This is a genomic window from Crassaminicella indica, from assembly GCF_019203185.1.
GTDB classification, from domain to species: Bacteria; Bacillota; Clostridia; order Peptostreptococcales; family Thermotaleaceae; genus Crassaminicella; species Crassaminicella indica.
In genome coordinates this window covers 1679953-1695249 of sequence record NZ_CP078093.1, presented here as the reverse complement: position 1 = coordinate 1695249, position 15297 = coordinate 1679953, and the positions used below count along the sequence as shown (strand labels likewise).

Genomic DNA, 15297 nt, shown 5'->3' with positions numbered 1-15297 from the left:
TATTGTTTCCAAAAAAACTGTGATTATTTAAGCTATTCCCACTAAAACATGTTAATTATTATATTCAAGGAGTATCGGGAATATTCGTTTCTTTACAAAAAAAAGCCATATACCTAAAGTATATGACCTTCATATAGCTATTTCACCCAAGGAATTGGATCAGTAGGATTTCCATTTTTCCTCACTTCAAAATGAAGATGCGGTCCGGTAGAATAGCCTGTGCTACCGCATTTTGAAATAACTTGACCTCTTTTTACTTTTTGCCCTTCCTTTACAACAAGTCTAGAATTATGCCCATATAATGTAACAATACCCCCACCGTGGTCTATCATTACTGCTTTTCCATAAGCTCCATACCAACCAGCTTTGATAACTGTACCATCTCCTGCAGCTACAATATTTTTTCCATATGGAATACCTATATCAATTCCTGTATGTAGCTTTCTTCTTTTAAGAATTGGATGAATTCTATATCCATATGGAGAAGTGATTCTTGTATATCCAGGAGCTGGCCAAGCCAATTTCCCTCCTATATATTTTCCACCTGATTGCTTTCTTCTAATCTCTTCAGCAATTTTTTTTGCATATTCATTCATTGCATCAATTTGTTTTTCCAGCTCTTTGCTATTTTTTAGAAGCTCCTCCTTAACCTTGCGGATTTCTCCTCTACTAACTTCTAGTTCTTTTTGCTTTTGATGCATATTTTTAAGCATTCTGTCCATACTGCTTTTATGAGTTTCTAAATTTCTTTTCTTTTTATCAATTTCATCTCTTTGTTCTTTCATATACGATAATAAATCCATATCCTGCTGCAATATTTTTTTGATCATATCCAAATTAGACAAAAAATCTATAATATTTTCTGAATCAAGAAGCACTTCTGCATATCCAATATCTCCATTTTTATACATAACCCTTAATCGAGCATTCAATATATCATTTTTATCATGAATATTTTTCTCTGCTTCTTGTAGTTCTTCTTTTGCTTTAGCAATTTTCTTTTTTGTTTTGTTAATCTCTGTCTGGATATCTGATATTTCCTTCTCCTGTTTATCAATTTTTCTATCTAATTCGTTTATTTGAGTAGTAAGACTTTTTTGTTTCTTTTTATTGTCATTCAATTCTTTTTGCACTTTATTAATCTGATTATTTATAGCATTAAGCTTTCTTTTATCGCTACTCACATCTAATGCAAAAGTATTTTCTGTAATCAGTAAAGCTATGATCAGCATTGCAACCATAAACAATTTTTTATATTTTATTTGCATCATCTGCTCCCCCTAATCAATCTTTATACTTTTAAAAATTTTCTCATGGAGAATATACTTCCCAAAGCACCAATTCCCATGCCCAATACAATGAAAATAACAGCTGTATTTTCAATAAATACAGGTGCTGGAATCATATATGCAGAAAGCATAACATATAGCTTTTGTGTTATGAAATCAAATATACGCTGATAACTAAATCCAACAACCCCTAAGGCAATAACCGATCCGATCAACCCTAACAAAACCCCTTCTATTAAAAAAGGCCATCTAATAAACCAATTGGTAGCACCTACATATTTCATGATATTAATTTCTCTACGTCTTGCAATAACAGTTAGTTTAATAGTATTTCCAACAATAAACATAGAAATAAGTATTAAAATACCAATAATAATAATCCCTGTAACCCTTATAAAATTTGTAATCTTTAAAAGCTTCTCTACAATGTCTTTATAATATTTTATCTCCTCTAATCCTTGCAAACCCTCTATCCTACTTACTACATAATCTGCATAGGCTATATCCTTAAGCTTTATAATATATGAATTAGGAAGGGGATTTTTTTCTAGTCCATCTAAAAGATACCCTTTATCTCCCCACTTCTTTTTTGCATTCTCTAAAGCTTGTTCCTTAGATAGAAAATCTACATAGTCTATTCCATCTATTCCCTTAATAATGCTTCCCACATTTTCTATCTGACTCTCTGTTAAATCATCCTTTAAATACACTTGTATAGAATCAAACTGTCCTTTAACTGTTTCTGCCAAGCTGTTTACATTTAATATAATCATAAATATAATTCCTAAAATCATTAACACACATGTAATAGATACTACAGATACAGTTCCCATAATGCGATTTCGCCAAAGACCTTTAAATCCTTCCTTGACCATATATACACCCGTTCTAGTCTTCATAGCCGTACACACCCTTCTTATCATCTCGAACAATTTTTCCGCCTTCTATTGCAATAACTCTCTGCTGCATCACATCTACAATTTCTTTGGCATGAGTAGCCATAACTATAGTTGTACCTCTTCTATTAATTTGTTTTAAAAGCTTCATAATTTCCCATGCTGTATCTGGATCAAGGTTTCCTGTAGGCTCGTCCGCAATTAAAACAGATGGATTGTTTACAATAGCACGAGCAATAGAAACTCTCTGCTGTTCCCCTCCTGAAAGCTCATGAGGATACATTTTTGCCTTTCCACTAAGCCCTACCATAGCAAGCATTGTTGGAACTTGTCTTCTGATTTCCTTTGGAGTAGCTTCAATGATTTCCATAGCAAAAGCTACATTTTCATAAACCGTTTTATTAGGAAGTAGTCTAAAATCTTGAAAAACTACACCTATTTTTCTTCTAAGCGCTGGAATCTTTCTTGTACTTAATCTTGTGATATCCATGCCATGTATAGTAATTTTCCCTTTTGTTGGTTCTATTTCTTTCAATAATAATTTAATAAATGTTGATTTTCCTGCTCCACTCGGTCCTACAATAAAAGCAAAGTCGCCCTTTTCTATGTGTATATTAATATTTGAAAGAGCCAGTGTGCCTTCTCTATACTCTTTTGTTACATTTAAAAATTTTATCACCTTTATCAACTCCTAAAGCTATATAATTCTACATATCTTTCTAAATTTCCTCTATCTTTTTATTATAAATTTCTGGTACATTTGTCTTATTTCTTCAAAAAATATAAACTTCTGAGTCTATTATATTATTTTTTTTAATAATTTCCAAACATAACTCACTATTAGCACTTTGAAAATATTTCCTATTCTGATATAATGATTTCAGCAAAACACCTACAATTATTTATAATACAATTTCTATTTTTACATATAGAAAGAAGGATTTAAAAATGAAAAAAAAGCTTCGCCAAGAAATACTACAAAAAAGAAAATCACTCTCTGAGGAAATTATCTACTCAAGGAGTGAAGCTATTTTTCATAAATTAAAGCTATTTAATTTATACAAGAATGCAAAAAACATCATGGTTTACATATCCTTTAGAAATGAAGTAAATACATCTTTAATAATTGAAGATTTATTACGTTCAAATAAAAATGTTATTATTCCTATTAGCATTCCAAAAACAAAGGAACTGATTTTATCAAAGCTTTTAGATCCAAAAAAAGAGCTTAAAGAAGGTAGTTATGGTATTTTAGAACCAAAAGAGGAATATATTCGAAAAGTAGATAAGGAGCTATTAGATCTAATTCTTGTTCCTGGAGTAGCTTTTGATAAGAGAGGATATAGGATTGGCTATGGTGGAGGATATTATGATCGCTTTTTAGACAAGCTTTCAACTAATGTTCCAGCTATTGCTCTAGCATTTGATTTTCAAATAGTAGATAAAATTCCTAATGATGCTTTTGATTATCCAGTTGACTATATTATTACAGAAACACAATTAATCCAATGTAAATAGGGCAACTATTTTGCCCTATTTGTGTTTTTCCTTTGCTTTTTATTTGGAGATTTTTTCTCTTCCTTTGAAAATTCTAAAAGCTTCTTACGTACAAGCTCATAAACAGTATCTGCTTGTTTATCTGTTAGTACCTCAATCCCTTCTTCTATTGTCTTTACTGCATAAATATGGAACATTTTATTTTCAACAGCTTTAATAACTTCATCAGAAAGCATCAAGTTTTTTACATTTTGATGAGGGATCATCACACCTTGTTTTCCTGTTAGTCCTTTTAATTTACATACTTTAAAAAATCCTTCTATTTTTTCATTAACTCCACCAATAGGCTGAATTTGCCCTCTTTGGTTTACAGAACCAGTTACTGCTATATACTGCTTAATAGGAACTGCTGAAAGACTCGAAAGAAGTGCATAAAGCTCTGTACTAGATGCACTATCTCCATCTACTCCTGAGTATAGTTGTTCAAATACAATACTTGCTGATAAAGATAGCGGTCTTTCCTGTGCAAATTTTTCTCCAAAATATCCATTTAAAATGAGTACACCTTTATCATGGATGCTTCCACTTTTTTTGACTTCCCTTTCTATATTTATAATCCCATTTTTTCCTCTAAATGTAGCAACAGTAATTTTACTTGGTTTTCCAAAGCTATATTCCCCTGTTCCAGTAACAGCTAGTCCATTTATTTCTCCGATTCCTTCTCCCTCTACCTCTAGTAATAATGTACCTTCATCAAACATTTGAAGAATCTTTTCTTCATATTTATTGTTTCTATATTTCTTTTCTTCTATAGCTTTTTCAATATGTTCAAGCTTTACAATATCTGAATTCATCATTTCTGCAAATCTATCTGCTTCATATAAAATTTCAACCACTTGATTAAACCTTGAGCTAAGCTTTGTTTGATCCTCTGCAAGCCTTGAGCTGTATTCAATGATTCTTCCAACAGCACTTCTGTCAAAATGCTTTAGCCCCTCTTTCTCACAATGAGTTGCAATAAATCTAGCCATTTTATAGATATTTTCATTATTTCTATCCATTTCAATATCAAAGTCAGCCATAATTTTAAATAGTTTTTTGAAATCCTCATCATAGTAATAAAGCATAGAATAAGTATATGCATCTCCTATTAAAATCACCTTTATAGAAAGAGGAATTGGCTGAGGCTTAAGTGTAGATGTAACTACATATCCAATTTGTTTGTCTAAGCCTTCAATATTTATGCTATTTGTTTTTAATGCACGCTTTAAGGCATTCCACGCAAAAGGATTTGTGAGTAAATCCTTAGCTTGTAATATCAAATATCCTCCATTAGCTTGATGCAGCGCACCCGGTTTTATCTGTGTAAAATCCGTCTTCATTACACCCAATTCATTTTTATACTCAATTCTACCAATTAAATTATAATAGGTTGGATTAGTTTCATTTACAATAGGTGCACCTGATTTTTCACTATGATCAATAAAAAGATTTACTAAATATCTGTCAAAAAAAGCTTCTGAAGATCTTTGAAACATTGCAAACGGATTATTCATCTGTTCATTTTTGTCAACTTTAAACTTACCTATATGATCAATAATATCTTCTTGTAGAGTTTTTAAATATTCTATAACACACTGTCTATCTTCAAATTTTTTCTTTATTTCATTTATATGAAAAGCTACTACGTCTAGAGCCATTTTTTCATCTAATTCTTTTACGCTATTTCTGTATTCCTCTTCTAAGCTCCTTATCTTATTAAAGACATCAACAGTTTCTAAGCTTAGCTCACTAGAGTTTTTTCTTAATTTTTCTAGTTCTTCAGTACTTAAATTTCTGTATTCCTCCTCACTCATAGGATGTCCATCTCTGAATGGAATACTAATTAACCCTTTATCTGTTTGATTGAAAATGAAACCATATTTTTCTGCCATTACATTTAAGTCATTAATCGTTTTTTGAGTATAATTTTGATATTGCTGGATTAATACACTCTTTTGGTTTTCATATTCTTTACTTGTAAAAACCTTAGGAATTTCCTTTTTAAACAGCTCAATCATATTTTCTATATCTTTTTTTAAAATTTTCCCCATACCGCTCTTTACATGCAGTGCAATAGGACTGTCTGGATTCTTAAAATTGTGTACATATAGCCAATCATCTGGTGTTTCCTTATTTTCTGCCTTTTTCTCAGTAATAGACAAAGTATAGCTATTTCTTCCTGTCCCACTTTGTCCTGACACAAATATGTTGTATCCTTTCTTCTTAATATCTAGTCCAAATTCTAACGCTTTCGCTGCTCGCCTTTGACCAATAATTCCTTGTAGTGGATAAAGGTCCTTTGTTGAATCAAAATCAAAACAACTAACATCACATTTATTCTTCAGTTTTTCTATAGGCACTTCATATTTTTCAATCATCATGACACCTCCTATCTTATTTTATATTTATATATACCCTCTTATGTATTTATATAAAATTTAAATTTTTAAATATATGATGAAAAAGTAGTAGTTTATTTATGATAATATGATTAAGAAGGAGTGGTATTAGTATAAAAGCATGGACACGAAAAGTAGGATATACTAACTATTGTTAATAGTACTGTATTATGGTATTATATTGAAGATATTTATTGTTTTACAAGGCAACTCACAATTTCATTTCTTATTCTCATCAATATTTCATCTCTTAAACTCCTTTTTCTTTTTAATTTTTTTATTTCAAATTCCTTGATTACTTTTGTAGGTCTATTTGACAATACTAAAATCCTATCTCCAAGCAAAAGTGCTTCATCTATTTCATGAGTAACAAATATAATTGAATTTTTCTTCATCTCCCAAAGATTTAGTAAATGCTCAATCATACTAAATCTCAAATTATAATCAAGAGATTTAAATGGTTCATCCATAAGTAATAAATCAGCTTCATAATTAAATGCTCTTGCAATGGCACACCTTTGCCTCATTCCACCACTCAACTTTAAAGGATAATAATTTTCAAAGCCTGTAAGTCCTACCTGTTCAATCAATAATTTCATATGCTCTTTTGATGCCTTTTTATTTACAATATAAATATTTTCATAAACAGTTTTCCATGAAAGCAATCTATCTTCTTGAAATACATAACTAATATTTTTACTTTTGTTTACTAAATTTCCTTTAGAAGGTGATAAACATCCTGACACAATATTAAGCATCGTAGATTTTCCACATCCAGATGGTCCAATGATACAAAGAATTTCTTTTTCATTAACCTTTAGCGAAAAATCTTTTAATACGATAACCTCGCCAAATCTTTTTTCTATTTTGTTCATTTGCAAAACCATAATTTTCTTTCTCCTTACTTCTAAAATCAAATGCAAAATCTATTAACTTTTGAGATAAAACCCCTAATAAAATAATAATAATTGTCCATGCTAATACCTTTCCTGTTTCAATATTCAATCGTGCATTAGTGATCTGTGCTCCTATCCCTGTACTAGAGCTTAGAACTTCTCCCATAATTACTAATTTCCAACCTAATCCCACAGCTATAGTAATTCCAGATTTAAAATAAGATTTCAATGATGGAAGTATAATCTCAAACAAAATATCTTTTTTTGAAAAATGAAAAATCATTGCCATTTCAATCAGCTTAGGATCAATATTCTCAAATCCTTCTATAATATTAATAATCATTATAGGTACGCTTGCAATAAATACAATAAATATAGTAGCTTGCCCATCTAATCCAAACCAAATCATCCCAAGAGCTAACCATGATATAGGTGGAGTAGCCTGTATAATATGAAATACAGGCTCAAATAAATACTTCATCCTTTTGCATTCACCTATTGCTAGTCCTAAAATACTTCCTAATAACACCGCACCAAAAAGACCTATGAAAAGTCTTTTCAAAGTAATCAATACATGACTTAGAAAGTCAACATCAACCAAAACATTCCATGTAGCTTGCAATGTTTTAATAGGTCCTGGAAGGATTATAGGTGAATAAATCACCGATAACCCTCCCCAAAGGATTAATATGACAATTAGAGTTTTTAAAATATCACTATTTTTCTTAGTAATAATAGTTTTCATCTGGAGTTTTCCCTCCAATACTATCTGCTTTAAAATTTAAAAGGGTTTCATAATATTTTTCCAAATCGTTCTTTGCATTATTAGACTGTTTATATTTAAGTCCTAAAGTCGGCATAGATTTTTCTATTAAATCTTTATTTAATCCAAGATATTTTTCTACTAATTTTGATGACTCTTTAGGATTTTCTAATGTCCATATAACTGCTTTCTCATATTCCTTTTCAAATAATTCTACCAGTTCTTTATGTTCTTTTAAAAACTTATTATTTGTGACGATCCCTGCATTAGGAATATCATATTCAGATCCTTTTATTTTTTTCCACTCTTCCATATAATCGAAAACAACTCTTAAATTCTCATTTCCCATCTTGCTTGCTGTTATAAAAGGTTCTATATTCATTGCATATTCAGCTTCTCCTACCTTTACCATCTGTGCAATCTCTGATGGGGTTGAATAAATAATCTCAACATCTTTTCCTGCTTCCAACCCATATTCTTTTAAGAAATATTGTGTAATAATATCAGGTGGAGCACTTTTAAAAGGTACATACAATTTCTTCCCTTTTAAATCTTCCCACCTATTACATTTTGAATCTGTAGTCGATAAATACATAACTCCCCATGTATTTACATTGGTAAGCTTTATATCCACACCCTTATTATATAACTTAGCTGATGTATTTACTGGCATAGCTAAAAATCCGTATTCTGAATTAGTAGCTATAGCCAATAATTCTTCTACACCATTCCATATTTTAAAGTCAATTTTCACATTTTCTCCTAATGCTTTTGTTTCTATCATTCTAAGCAACGGAAATGTTGGTGGTGCTTTTGGTCCGCTTATAACTATTTTTATTTCTTCTTTTGGCATTTCACACGATACTTCTGCCTCTTTATTTTGTGATTGATTGCAACCAAAAAACATGGTTATACTTAATACTACAATCAAAATCAATGCTATCTTTTGTTTCATCATTTATCCCCTCCTCGTTTTTGTGGCTTTACTATAATAATCAGTATTTTAGATTTTTCTACTGCATCAAAGCTATGAATTACATCTGGTGGTACAACAATTGTTTTTCCTTTTTCAAGAATAAATTTTTTATCTTCATCAATAACTACTTCTGCCTTTCCTTCATATACATAAATCATTGTATCTCCAGGCATTGAATAAGCACTTACCCCTTCTCCTTGATCAAAAGCAAATAAAGTTATACTAAAATCTTCTCTTTGCACAAGAGTACGACTTTCAACACCTCCTTCTACATATTCAATTAAATTTTTAAAATCTAACACTTTTTCAAAATCTATATTTTTTATATATTTTTCTCCCATAAATAAAATCTCCTATCTCTTATTTTCTTTTTGAGGTTTTACAACTATAAGCAACATTTTAAATTTTTCAATTGATTCTAAAGCATGCGGAATATTTGCAGGCATAACTGCTGTTTGTCCTTCTTTTAAAACAACATTTATATCTTCACCAATGCTAACTTTTACACTGCCTTCCATAACATATACCATCGCATCACCAGGTGCAGAGTGAGTACTAAGCCCCTCTCCCTTATCAAAAGCAAACAACGTTATACTCAAATCACTTCTTTGTACAAGTGTTTTACTACTTACTCTTCCCTCTGCATAATCTACCAAATCCTTCAACTCCAAAACTTCCTCAAAAGGTATGTTCTTTAAAAATTTTTCTTTCATTTTTACTCCTCCTTATTTTTTATATGTAATAAATGAAATTTTTAATTTTTTCATCATTTCCACTATGTAAAGTTCCATCAAAACACAATTCTATAGAAGGAACACTCATTACTTTTTCATCTTGATCCCTTAAAAGCTTCAAAATAGTTCCTGTATTTTCATACATTGAAGTTAAAAGCAATAAACCATTAATATTATCTGAACATCTCAATGATTTTACCATTCTATATCTTCCATTACCTCCAGAATATAGTGGCAATTTTTCATCAGCTATTTTTATCATCTCATCTAAATTTTTATCAAATGGACTATATACTCCTAGTTCTTTTGAAACTTGATTCATTATGTTTTTCATTTTACTTAATAACAAATTTTTTCTTTTTTCTTTTCTCAAAAAATCTACCCATTTAAAATACATCGTTTCTGAAATAGGTTGATAATAAACTTTATTTTTATGCTCTAATCTTTCAAGTTGATAATTGTTAAGTATAGGATTAAATACTACACTCAATTCGCCTAATGCATATATATTTTTTTCATATTTTTCTTTTGATAATTGTTTATATATATTATTAGCTATCATTATCAATGAATTTTCATTAAAAGTTCCATTTTTAATCTCATTTAATATTCTTTTTAAATAAGCATCTCTTTGATCTCTATTTGCAGCCATGACAATATCTCCTGCAATAAGTATTAATAAAAAATCCATTCCATATTTTTTATCTTCTAATAAATCTTCTATAAATGGAGATTGAACTTTAATATCATAATAACCTTCCAATTTAATTTTTTGTTCTAACAATCTACTATATTGTCCAAATGTCTCACTTCCTTCCGTTTGTGGAATCCATATAGATGAATTTTTATCTATATTTTTAATTTGTGAAAATACATCTCCCAATAAAGCTATTAAAGATACATATTCTTTTGATGTTGCATACTTTTTACCAATTTCTAGAGTTCTTTCATTTGTAGGCAAAAGAATATCTGCATCAATTCCTTTTTTTCTAAACATTCCCTGCAACAAATGACTATATGGATATAAATAAGGTATATATATTTTTTTTCGAAAATTACTATTTTCCGTTATAATTTTCCCTTTCTTATTGACAACTTCATTCATTTTAGTATTTTTTAAGCTTTCTATAAAAGCCTCTAATCTTGTTATTACTCCAACATTAGATGCATGCTCATCTACTTCTATATGTAAATAAGGCTTTTCTCCCATTTCTTCTTTAAAATAATGACTTAATATCGTATCTGGTCCACAACCATGATTAGTTAGATATATAGCATAAAGATTTTTATTTTTCTTTACAATCTTTGCACCTGATAAAATATGTTCTCCAAAAGGCCAGTACATATTAGAATAATCATCAGACAAATCATAATTATGTGCAGGAAGATTTGACAAAGTAAAAACTTTATAGCCCATTTCTCTCAATCTTCGTGGAATCTCCATATTTAAACCTTTATCTGATATTCCATAAGTTCTTGTAATAATAACAAAAGCTTTTTCATTTTCTTCAAGAGAATCAATTAACTCTTTTCCTAAATTTTCAACCTCTTTTTCAAATTCTTTAAATCTCTTCATTCCTTTTGCCAAAGCCAATGATGTCTGAATTTTATTTTTACCAAGCTTTTGCCCTAAATCCATCAATGCTTTCATCATATATTTTTTGCCAAACTTGAAAGACAAAGCTGGAGATAAAAGTTTAATCCCCTTTTTTTCCAAATCCATAGTCCGTGATACAATTTGTGGCACAGTTTGCATATATACACATGCATAATTTTCTCTTGCCTTAGATATTGGATGCTTCATTGTATATAAGCTAGGCAAAAATATGTAATCTACACCTTTATTAATAAGTGTTGCTACATGACCATTAATAAGTTTTATAGGATAACAAGTTTCATCTAATGAATATTCTTGACTTAATGCTATTATTTCTTTATTTGTTTCTTCAGATAATAAAACATTAAATCCTAAAACTTTAAAAAATTCGTTAAACATCGGAAATAATTTATGCATAAATAAAACTCTAGGAATTCCTATCGTAAGTTTATTATCATCTATTTTTTCTGTGTATCCCTTTAAGAACAATTCCTTAATTTCACTTTCCATATCTCGTAATTCACGAGATATAATTTTTTTATTCTTTTTACTCTCTACTTCTTCTTTTGTTAATAATGCCACACCGTATGCTCCTGTAACACTAAAAAACGGTGGAATACCAATTTCCTTTCCAAGTACTGCTCTAAATGCATTCACTACTGCCTGATTGTGTGCTATTCCTCCTTGTAAAAAAATTCTATTTCCTATAGGTTTATTTGCAACTACTCTATTTAAATAATTTTGAACAATAGAATAACTAAGTCCAGCCGCAATGTCTTCTTTACTTTTTCCTTGTGCTATAGCTTTTGAAATATTTCCTTCTATAAAAACAGTACACCTGTCTCCTAAATTCAAAGGTTGTTTTCCTTTTAATGCAATTTTTTCATATTTTTCTATAGAGATTCCTAATTTCTTTGCTTGTTCCTCAATAAATGAACCTGTCCCAGCAGCACAAATCTTATTCATTTCAAAATCAACAACACGCCCATTTTGTATTCTTATATATTTTGAATCCTGCCCTCCTATTTCAAAAATCGTATCTACATCTTTATCCATTTCAATAGCACCTTTAGCCTGTGCTGTAATCTCATTTACAATCAAATTTGCTTTTATTTCTTTTCCAATCATAACTCTACCCGAACCTGTTGTACCAATACCTCGTATTTTTAATCTTCCTTTAAATTCATCTTGAATAGATTTCATTCCCTGTTTTACAGCTTTTTTAGGATTTCCTTTCGTTCTTAAATATCTATAAGATAACACATCTTTATTTTTATCTATTAATACAAGATTCGTACTAGTAGAACCTATATCTATTCCTATATATCCATCTATAATAGTATCATGTACAACTTTACAAACATGTTTACCTGTACAATCATTATCTCCATACCATTTAAGAGGTTTATAAAAAAATTCATCATTATTTTTTACATCCATGTCTTTTAATTGTTCAAATATATTTTGTAAATCACATAATAAATTTCTATCTCTTGCCAATAAAGCTGCTCCTAAAGCTTCTATATTCGAACAATTATCATAAACTACCAAATCATCATCAAATTGAAAAACATCTTTTAAAGCTTTAACAACTCCTTCATTTTTCGCAACACCACCAACAAACATAACTGGCTTTTCAATCTTTATTCGCTGTAGCACATTTGCTTTATAATTTCTAACAAGTGCATATGAAAGCCCTAATAATACATCTTCAATTTTTTCACCTTCTTGCTGATGATGAATCATATCTGTCTTAGAAAATACACTACATCTACCCGCAATTCTAAGCATTTTTGTAGCTTTCTTAGTATAATTTGAATATTCATCTAATTTGATACCTAATCGCGATACTTGTTCTTCTAAAAAAGATCCTGTACCAGCTGAACAACTTGAATTCATAGAAAATTTTATATTCGATCTAGTATTATTTGAAAATCCCGTAATATACCTAGAAGTTTGAGCTCCTATTTCAATGATAGATTTAATGTTTTCATCGGTATATAAAACACCTTCCGTAAGTGCTAAAATATCATTTACATGATATTTTTCAAATGCTTTTCCATGCGCTCCTGTAAACCCAATATAACACCTTTTTATATTAAATTTTTCTTCAATATTACTTAATTCTTTCTTCAATAATTTTTTTATATTTCCATGATGAAAAATATAACTTTGAAAAACTTGTTTTTTTTCATCATTCAATACTATACATTTTAATGTAGCATACCCTATATCTATTCCAATACTGTTCATAATAACCCCCGTCGATATTGATTATCTTTTTCATTTACATTGTATTATCATTATAGTATAATAATTCCAGATTACATGTATCTAGAGATACTTTTTTTAAAAAATTAGGAGGTCGAAATGAAAAATATATCTAGCTTTCTTACTAATTCTGTTCTTTTTAAAAATAAAACACAGCAAGAAATAAATAACGCTTTATCTTCAATTGAATATATAGTGAAATCTTATAAAAAGGGAGATTTGATTTTTAGCGTGGATCAAACAACTAAATATATTGGAATTATTTTAGAAGGATGCATTGAAGTGCAAAAAAATTTAGCTTCTGGAAAAGTTATCAGTATTCTTTACAAGAAAAAAGGCGACTTATTTGGTGAAGGGTCTGTTTTTTCAAAAACAAATACATATCCTTGTAATATCTTTGCCAAAACGAAAAGCACTATTCTTCTTATTACTAAACAAAATATTCTCAATTTATTAAGTAAAGACTCTTCACTATTGATTAATTTTTTAAATTCATTTGCTAATCGAATACTTTCATTAAATCTAAAAACAGAGTTATTATCTTACTCATCTATTCAGCAAAAAATTGCATTTTCACTACTATATCTTATGGACGAATATAAATGTAATAACGTTATTCTTTTACCTTACTCAAAAAAAACATGGTCAGAGCATCTAAATGTATCTAGACCATCTTTATTTAGAGAATTGAAAATTCTTTGTGATCAGAAAATTATCCATATACAAAATAGAACTATTACTATCTTAAACAAAGATCATCTAATAAGTCTATTGTGGCATTGATCATCATGTTTATTACGCAAGTTTTATACTATACAAAAAAGCAAGAGCACTTTTTAAAAAAGAATTCTTGCTTTTTTTGTATACAGTTTATTTAATTCCTGCTGCTATTTTTATATTTTTTTGATGTTCCCAATCTATTTTTCCATCCTTATGCCTTGTACTATTTGCAAAATGAATATCCATATGTCCATTAAAATTATTATTTGTTATATACTGAATGCTGTGAGGCATAGATGCTGCTGATGCTGCAATCCTTCTTCCCTTGTACTCAACTACTGCTGGACGCCTCTGCCAACTAAAAGCTCCACCCCAAACCTCTTTCATGATTGCTGTGTCAGCCTTTGTTAATGGTTCACAATCTGCATGATTAGCACCGATTGTTCTTTTCATTTTCCATCTTTTTCCCGTTGCGAAATCAATTAAAGTAAATTCTGTTCCAATAGGAATCACATATTGTGCTTCTGTCCACCAATCCAAATATTCTCCATATTTAGCTCCTGGTGTAGCTCTTACAGATACATGATGTACAGGAATTTTTATCACATCTCCTACATTTAACCAATCATTTTCATCTATGTTATTTGCTTTTAAAATCTCATGCATTGGTATGCCATATTTAAGGGATAGCTTCCAGGGATCATCCCCTGACTTTACTGTATATTTCATATATGTTACATAGCTTTGTTGATTATTATTACTGCTATTATTTTCTATATTACTACTGTCTGTACTATTACTCGAAGGTATTTTTACTTTATCTCCTATATTGAGCCATGTATTTTCATCAGCATTATTGTATAAGAGTAGCTCTTTAAAGTTCACCCCATATTTTTGACTAATAGTCCAATAAGTATCTCCTGACTGCACAATATGAACAGTCTCCTTTACAGGTATTGTTAGCTTCTGTCCTGGATATATGATAGTATTTTCATCCATATTATTAGCCTTCATTAAAGCTTTTGTACTTACCCCATGTTCATAAGCGATTTTCCAAAACACATCTCCGCTTTGTACTGTATATGTTTGTCCATAAGTAATTCCAATACTCCCCAAAAAAAGAGTCGTTCCTAAAGTACAAGAAACAAGTATCTTTCTGAAATTCATCTTATGTTCCTCCCATCAAATTATGTTTACCTTTTCTCGTTTTACATAAT

General features: G+C 29.7%; 13 protein-coding genes. 2 read left to right on the top strand and 11 right to left on the bottom strand.

Features of this window, described 5'->3' with window-relative positions; all coding sequences use genetic code 11:
- Positions 1–137: 137 nt before the first annotated feature.
- Genes KVH43_RS08005 through ftsE form a run of 3 tightly spaced genes read right to left on the bottom strand, consistent with a single transcriptional unit; the run spans position 138 to position 2864 of the window.
- Positions 138–1271, bottom strand: a complete 1134-nt coding sequence (locus KVH43_RS08005) for a murein hydrolase activator EnvC family protein (protein ID WP_218282035.1) — start codon at positions 1269–1271, stop codon at positions 138–140.
- A gap of 20 nt (positions 1272–1291) precedes the next feature.
- Positions 1292–2188 carry a permease-like cell division protein FtsX gene (ftsX, locus tag KVH43_RS08000; protein ID WP_218282034.1) on the bottom strand — a complete coding sequence of 299 codons (897 nt, stop codon included), beginning with the start codon at positions 2186–2188 and terminating at the stop codon, positions 1292–1294.
- Entirely contained in the window at positions 2178–2864 is a 687-nt protein-coding gene (ftsE, locus tag KVH43_RS07995) for a cell division ATP-binding protein FtsE (protein ID WP_218282033.1), read from the bottom strand. Before ftsE ends, ftsX begins: the two co-directional genes overlap by 11 nt.
- 269 nt (positions 2865–3133) lie before the next feature.
- On the opposite strand from ftsE, the gene KVH43_RS07990 reads away from it, so the two are divergent.
- Complete coding sequence (locus KVH43_RS07990; RefSeq protein ID WP_218282032.1) at positions 3134–3703, top strand: 5-formyltetrahydrofolate cyclo-ligase; 570 nt, start codon at positions 3134–3136, stop codon at positions 3701–3703.
- 5 nt (positions 3704–3708) lie between these two features.
- Here KVH43_RS07990 and KVH43_RS07985 read toward each other — a convergent pair whose 3' ends face one another.
- The 7 genes from KVH43_RS07985 to KVH43_RS07955 all read right to left on the bottom strand — a co-directional run bounded on the left by KVH43_RS07985 (position 3709) and on the right by KVH43_RS07955 (position 13342).
- On the bottom strand, positions 3709–6102 hold the full coding sequence (locus tag KVH43_RS07985) for a Lon protease family protein (protein WP_218282031.1): 2394 nt from the start codon (positions 6100–6102) through the stop codon (positions 3709–3711).
- Between the two features lie 212 nt (positions 6103–6314).
- Positions 6315–7010 (bottom strand): ABC transporter ATP-binding protein, encoded by a 696-nt coding sequence (locus KVH43_RS07980; protein ID WP_218282030.1) that lies wholly within the window; start codon positions 7008–7010, stop codon positions 6315–6317.
- Positions 6934–7764 (bottom strand): ABC transporter permease, encoded by an 831-nt coding sequence (locus KVH43_RS07975; protein WP_218282029.1) that lies wholly within the window; start codon positions 7762–7764, stop codon positions 6934–6936. Before KVH43_RS07975 ends, KVH43_RS07980 begins: the two co-directional genes overlap by 77 nt.
- Complete coding sequence (locus KVH43_RS07970; RefSeq protein WP_218282028.1) at positions 7745–8740, bottom strand: ABC transporter substrate-binding protein; 996 nt, start codon at positions 8738–8740, stop codon at positions 7745–7747. The genes KVH43_RS07975 and KVH43_RS07970 overlap by 20 nt, the downstream gene beginning before the upstream one ends.
- Positions 8737–9099: a cupin domain-containing protein gene (locus KVH43_RS07965; RefSeq protein WP_218282027.1), complete on the bottom strand. Its 363-nt coding sequence runs from the start codon at positions 9097–9099 to the stop codon at positions 8737–8739. The genes KVH43_RS07970 and KVH43_RS07965 overlap by 4 nt, the downstream gene beginning before the upstream one ends.
- A gap of 12 nt (positions 9100–9111) precedes the next feature.
- A complete protein-coding gene (locus KVH43_RS07960; protein ID WP_072725055.1) occupies positions 9112–9471 on the bottom strand; it encodes a cupin domain-containing protein in 360 nt (119 codons plus the stop codon).
- Positions 9472–9490: 19 nt separating this feature from the next.
- Positions 9491–13342 carry an acyl-CoA dehydratase activase gene (locus KVH43_RS07955; protein WP_218282026.1) on the bottom strand — a complete coding sequence of 1284 codons (3852 nt, stop codon included), beginning with the start codon at positions 13340–13342 and terminating at the stop codon, positions 9491–9493.
- 117 nt (positions 13343–13459) lie between these two features.
- Here KVH43_RS07955 and KVH43_RS07950 point away from each other — a divergent pair, with 117 nt between their 5' ends.
- A complete protein-coding gene (locus KVH43_RS07950) occupies positions 13460–14143 on the top strand; it encodes a Crp/Fnr family transcriptional regulator (RefSeq protein ID WP_218282025.1) in 684 nt (227 codons plus the stop codon).
- A gap of 87 nt (positions 14144–14230) precedes the next feature.
- Here the strand turns inward: KVH43_RS07950 and KVH43_RS07945 are convergent, their stop codons facing one another.
- A complete protein-coding gene (locus KVH43_RS07945; protein WP_218282024.1) occupies positions 14231–15247 on the bottom strand; it encodes a muramidase family protein in 1017 nt (338 codons plus the stop codon).
- Positions 15248–15297 lie beyond the last annotated feature (50 nt).

Coding starts and splice junctions, on each gene's coding strand:
- KVH43_RS08005 (WP_218282035.1), bottom strand. CDS start 1,271: ATGATGCAAATAAAATATAAAAAATTGTTTATGGTTGCAATGCTGATC.
- ftsX (WP_218282034.1), bottom strand. CDS start 2,188: ATGAAGACTAGAACGGGTGTATATATGGTCAAGGAAGGATTTAAAGGT.
- KVH43_RS07990 (WP_218282032.1), top strand. CDS start 3,134: ATGAAAAAAAAGCTTCGCCAAGAAATACTACAAAAAAGAAAATCACTC.
- KVH43_RS07985 (WP_218282031.1), bottom strand. CDS start 6,102: ATGATTGAAAAATATGAAGTGCCTATAGAAAAACTGAAGAATAAATGT.
- KVH43_RS07980 (WP_218282030.1), bottom strand. CDS start 7,010: ATGGTTTTGCAAATGAACAAAATAGAAAAAAGATTTGGCGAGGTTATC.
- KVH43_RS07975 (WP_218282029.1), bottom strand. CDS start 7,764: ATGAAAACTATTATTACTAAGAAAAATAGTGATATTTTAAAAACTCTA.
- KVH43_RS07970 (WP_218282028.1), bottom strand. CDS start 8,740: ATGATGAAACAAAAGATAGCATTGATTTTGATTGTAGTATTAAGTATA.
- KVH43_RS07965 (WP_218282027.1), bottom strand. CDS start 9,099: ATGGGAGAAAAATATATAAAAAATATAGATTTTGAAAAAGTGTTAGAT.
- KVH43_RS07960 (WP_072725055.1), bottom strand. CDS start 9,471: ATGAAAGAAAAATTTTTAAAGAACATACCTTTTGAGGAAGTTTTGGAG.
- KVH43_RS07955 (WP_218282026.1), bottom strand. CDS start 13,342: ATGAACAGTATTGGAATAGATATAGGGTATGCTACATTAAAATGTATA.
- KVH43_RS07950 (WP_218282025.1), top strand. CDS start 13,460: ATGAAAAATATATCTAGCTTTCTTACTAATTCTGTTCTTTTTAAAAAT.
- KVH43_RS07945 (WP_218282024.1), bottom strand. CDS start 15,247: ATGAATTTCAGAAAGATACTTGTTTCTTGTACTTTAGGAACGACTCTT.